This is a genomic window from Sphingomonas bacterium (assembly GCF_903643065.1).
GTDB lineage: Bacteria > Pseudomonadota > Alphaproteobacteria > Sphingomonadales > Sphingomonadaceae > Sphingomonas.
The window spans coordinates 1-4352 of the sequence record NZ_CAHJWX010000247.1; the positions used below are offsets into that span (position 1 = coordinate 1).

Annotated in this window: 5 protein-coding genes; 4 read left to right on the forward strand and 1 reads right to left on the reverse strand. The window is 71.5% G+C overall.

Going from position 1 to position 4352, the window contains the following annotated elements; translation table 11 throughout:
* The coding region (gene recO, locus HUU95_RS09515) for a DNA repair protein RecO (RefSeq protein ID WP_174279896.1) at positions 1–515 on the reverse strand (515 nt) is incomplete at its 3' end.
* A gap of 90 nt (positions 516–605) precedes the next feature.
* Between recO and HUU95_RS09520 the strand changes: the two genes are divergently transcribed.
* The 4 genes from HUU95_RS09520 to HUU95_RS09535 form a co-directional block, all read left to right on the forward strand.
* Positions 606–887 carry a metalloregulator ArsR/SmtB family transcription factor gene (locus HUU95_RS09520; RefSeq protein WP_174279897.1) on the forward strand — a complete coding sequence of 94 codons (282 nt, stop codon included), beginning with the start codon at positions 606–608 and terminating at the stop codon, positions 885–887.
* Positions 884–1564 (forward strand): SdpI family protein, encoded by a 681-nt coding sequence (locus tag HUU95_RS09525; protein ID WP_174279898.1) that lies wholly within the window; start codon positions 884–886, stop codon positions 1562–1564. The genes HUU95_RS09520 and HUU95_RS09525 overlap by 4 nt, the downstream gene beginning before the upstream one ends.
* A gap of 117 nt (positions 1565–1681) precedes the next feature.
* Complete coding sequence (uvrC, locus tag HUU95_RS09530; protein WP_438827205.1) at positions 1682–3622, forward strand: excinuclease ABC subunit UvrC; 1941 nt, start codon at positions 1682–1684, stop codon at positions 3620–3622.
* A gap of 110 nt (positions 3623–3732) precedes the next feature.
* A partial coding sequence (locus tag HUU95_RS09535) for a DUF3857 domain-containing protein (protein WP_174279900.1) occupies positions 3733–4352 on the forward strand: 620 nt, incomplete at its 3' end.

Consider the following 4352-nt stretch of genomic DNA (forward strand, 5'->3'; position numbering starts at 1 on the left):
CCGCCGCTCTTCGGGCTGACGAACGCCAGGTCGTCGGCGGTCCCGCTCGCCACGCAGCGGTCGAGGTCGAGCCCGAAGCCGAGCTCGGCGAGGAGCAGCAGCTCCAGCCGCGCGATCCCGCCCGCCCAGCCCCGCGCCGACGGCGCCGCCTCCAGCGCGTCGAGCAGTCCGGCCAGCCCGTCGTACAGGCGCGGATAGGGCTGGGCATCGGGCAGCGCGGTGGCGGTGAGCGCGGTCGTCCAGTCGAGCGCGGCGGCGGTCAGCGACTGTTCGTGCAGGCCGGCGCGGCTATCGACCAACTCCACCGTCAGCGCGGCGAGCTGTTCGCCGGTGCGGGCGCGCCAGTCGGCCTGGACGAGGTTGCCGGGCTGGAGCGCGGGACGCAGCCGGCGCGAGCGGCCGCCGCGCACATAGCCGGGCTGGACGCCGTGATCGCGCGTGAGGCCGCGCACCACCGCGCCATGCTCGCCATGCGCGCGCGACGACAGGATGATGGCCGGGGCGGCGAGGTGCATGGCGGCTACCTTAGGCGCGATACCGGGCCTTCCTCTACCCGACACATTATTTAGCCTTGTCGCTAATTGGCGTGTCGGCTAAACGGAAGCATGGACTCGGTCTTCGACGCGCTGGCGCATCCGACGCGGCGCCGCATCCTGGAGCTGCTCAAGCGCGGCGGGATGTCGGCGGGGGCGATCGCGGATGCGTTCGCGGTGTCGAAGCCGACCATGTCGGGCCATTTCGCCAAGCTGAAGGCCGCCGGGCTGATCCAGGGCGAGCAGCGCGGCACGGCGACGATCTACACGCTCAACCTGTCGGCGCTGGAGAGCGTGATGCTGTCCTTCATGGGCCGGCTGCGGACGGGCGAGACGAGGGAGGATGAGGCGTGAGCGAGCGGCGGATGATCGGCTCCACCATGGCGACAGCGTGCCTGCTCGCGGGCGTGGCGACGCGGGCTAGGTCGCGGCTGCCGCCGAGCGCGCGATTGCCAACACACTGGAACATCGCGGGCGAGCCGGACGGGTTCTTGCCTGCCGCGCCGGCGCTGTTCTTGCCTATCGCCTTGGCGATGGCTGTGTCGGCAGTGTTCGTCATCGTCGCGCGACTGGAGCCGTTGCAGCAGCGCATGGAGCGCAGCCGCGCGCTGCTCGACACCGCCTGGGGGGCGCTGCTCGGGCTGACCGCGGTGATCGAGGTGGCGGTGGCGGCGCCCGCCTTTGGCTGGCACCTCCCCGCGACGCTGCCGCTGGTGGCGGCCGGCGCGGTGCTGGCGGTGATCGGCAACGCGCTGCCCAAGTCGCGGCCCGGCTTCTTCGTCGGCCTCCGGACGCCGTGGAGCATCATCGACGCGGACAATTGGGTGGCGACGCACCGGCTGGGCGCGTGGACCTTCATCGCGGCCGGGGTGACGATCGCGCTGGCGGGCTTGCTGCCGATCGAGCCGGGCATGCGGCAGGCACTGGTGATCGGCGGGCTTGTCGTCGCGTTGGTGCCGCCGGTGGTCTGGTCGTGGTGGTTGTGGCGTTCGCGATCCTCCCCGGCACGGGGCGGGGGACCGCTCGACTAGCGAGGATTGACGGGGGGTTACCCGGCGCGGTCCCCCCTCCGTCACCCGCTTTGCGGGCGCCATCTCTCCGTCCCGGGGAGGATTGAGCAGGGAGTCGCTCCCTCCTACATGCCCCCCATGGCCACTCCCGCCGGACGTCCCGACGATCCCCGCGCCGCGCATCGGTTTAACGAGGACGCGGCGACCTTTACCGTGCGCGGGGACGCGGACACGCCGGACCTGGCGGCGGGCGTCGCGGCGATCCGCAACGTGCTCCAGACGCTGCCGCCCGCGCCCGGCGTCTACCGGATGCACGACGGCAAGGGCGACGTGCTGTACGTCGGCAAGGCGCGCGCGCTGAAGAGCCGGGTCGCCAACTACGTCGCCTGGAAGCAGCTGCCCCGGCGGCTCCAGCGGATGGTGTCGCAATGCCGGTCAATGACGGTGGTGACGACCAACAACGAGGCGGAGGCGCTGCTGCTGGAGGCGCAGCTGATCAAGCGCTACCGTCCGCCGTACAACGTGCTGCTGCGCGACGACAAATCCTTCCCCTTCATCCTGCTGCGCGGCGACCAGGACTTCGCGCGTATCCAGAAGCATCGTGGCGCGCGGCGGGCGCCGGGCGACTATTACGGCCCGTTCGCGAGCGCGGGATCGGTCAACAACACGCTCAACGCCTTGCAGAAGCTGTTCCTGCTGCGCTCGTGCACCGACGGCTTCTTCAAGACGCGCGACCGGCCGTGCCTGCTCTACCAGATCAAGCGCTGTTCGGCGCCGTGCGTCGGCCGCATCGACGCGGCCGGCTATGCCGAGCTGGTGAGCGACGCGAAGAAGTTCCTCGCCGGCAAGGCGACGGACGTGCAGGCGAAGCTGGGCGCGGCGATGCAGGCGGCGGCCGAGGCGATGGACTTCGAGCTGGCGGCGCTGCTGCGCGACCGGCTGCGCGCGCTGACCTTCATCCAGGGCAGCCAGTTCATCAACGCCGACGGCATCGGCGACGCCGACATCTTCGCGCTCGCGGCCAAGGACGGGGTGGTGGGGATCGAGGCCTTCTTCATCCGCGGCGGGCAGAATTGGGGGCACCGCTCCTTCTTCCCCGGCCATGTCGCCGACGTGCCGGAGGCGGAAGTGCTGCAGAGCTTCCTGACGCAATTCTACGAGGAGGTGCCGCCCGCGCGCATCGTGTTCATCGATCGCGAGCTGCCCGATCAGGCGGCGATCGCGCAGGCGCTGGCGCAGCAGGCGGGGCGCAAGGTCGCGATCGGCACGCCCCAGCGCGGCACCAGGCGGCGGCTGCTCGATCAGGCCAAGCGCAACGCGACCGAGTCGCTGGAGCGGCGGCTGGCGGAATCGACCACCCAGGCGAAGCTGCTGCGCGAGGTGGCCGAGCTGTTCGACCTGCCCGAGCCGCCGAACCGGATCGAGGTCTACGACAACAGCCATATCCAGGGCACCAGCGCGGTCGGCGCGATGGTGGTCGCGGGGCCGGAAGGGTTCCGCAAGGGCCAGTACCGCAAGTTCAACATCAGGCAGGCGCAGACCGACAGCGACGTCGGCATGATGCGCGAGGTGCTGGGCCGCCGCTTCGCGCGCGCGCTGGAGGAGAGCCCCGACCGCGATGACGGGACCTGGCCCGACCTGGTGCTGCTCGACGGCGGACGCGGGCAGCTCGACGCGGCCAAGGCGGTGCTGGAGGAGATGGGCATCGAGGACGTCTGCCTGGTCGGCGTCGCCAAGGGGCCGCACCACGGCCGCGAGGGGCGCGAGGAGTTCCACCTCCTGGACGGCCGCTCGTTCCAGCTGCCGGTCAACGCGCCCGTGCTGTTCTACCTCCAGCGGCTGCGCGACGAGGTGCACCGCTTCGCGATCGGCGCGCATCGCGAGAAGCGCGCCAAGGCGATCGGCGCGTCGCCGCTGGACGAGGTGCCCGGCATCGGGCCGGCGCGCAAGAAGGCGCTGCTGATGCAGTTCGGCACCGGCCGCGCGGTCCGCAACGCCAGCCTGGAGGACCTGCAACGCGCGCCGGGCGTGTCGGCGGCGGTGGCACGGCAGGTGTACGATTTCTACCATAGCCGGTGAGCCGTCCCCCGCCGGGACGCGAGGATGTGCACGCGAAACGAACACCCTCCTCTCGCGCGCTGCACGGGGAGCCGCTAGCATCCGGGCGAACGACAGGCAGGGGTGATCGCATGAAGGGATGGTGGCTGGCGGGAATGGCGTTGGCGGCGCCGGCGTCGGCGGCGGAGAAGCCGGTCTACGCGCCGCCGCCCGCCTGGGTGATCCCGGCGCCCGCGCCCGATCCCGCGAAGCTAGGCGACGACGCGCCGTTGTTCCTGACGCTGGACACGCAGGACCGGCTCGCCGACGGCACGGTCTGGTCGTACCACGACATCGCGACGCGGATGGCGACGCCGGAAGTGGTGCAGCAGGCGGGCACGATCACGCTCGACTGGCAGCCGGCCAAGGGCGACCTCACCATTCATCGCGTCGAGATCCTGCGCGGCGCGCAGCATCTGGACGCGCTGGCGGGCGGCAAGACCTTCACCGTGATCCGCCGCGAGCAGCAGTTGGAGCGCCAGTCGATCGACGGCCAGCTCACCGCCACGCTGCCGGTCGAGGGGCTGCAGGTCGGCGACGTGCTGCGCGTCACCTTCAGCACGTCGCGGCACGAGGACGCGCTGGGCGGCGCGGTGCAGGACGCGGCGCTGGTCGCGACCGAGCCGGCGCGGATCGGCTTCGCGCGCACGCGGCTGGATGAAGTGACGAAGCTGCTGGCGTCCGACGAGGCCAAACAAAAGCTCGATGCGGC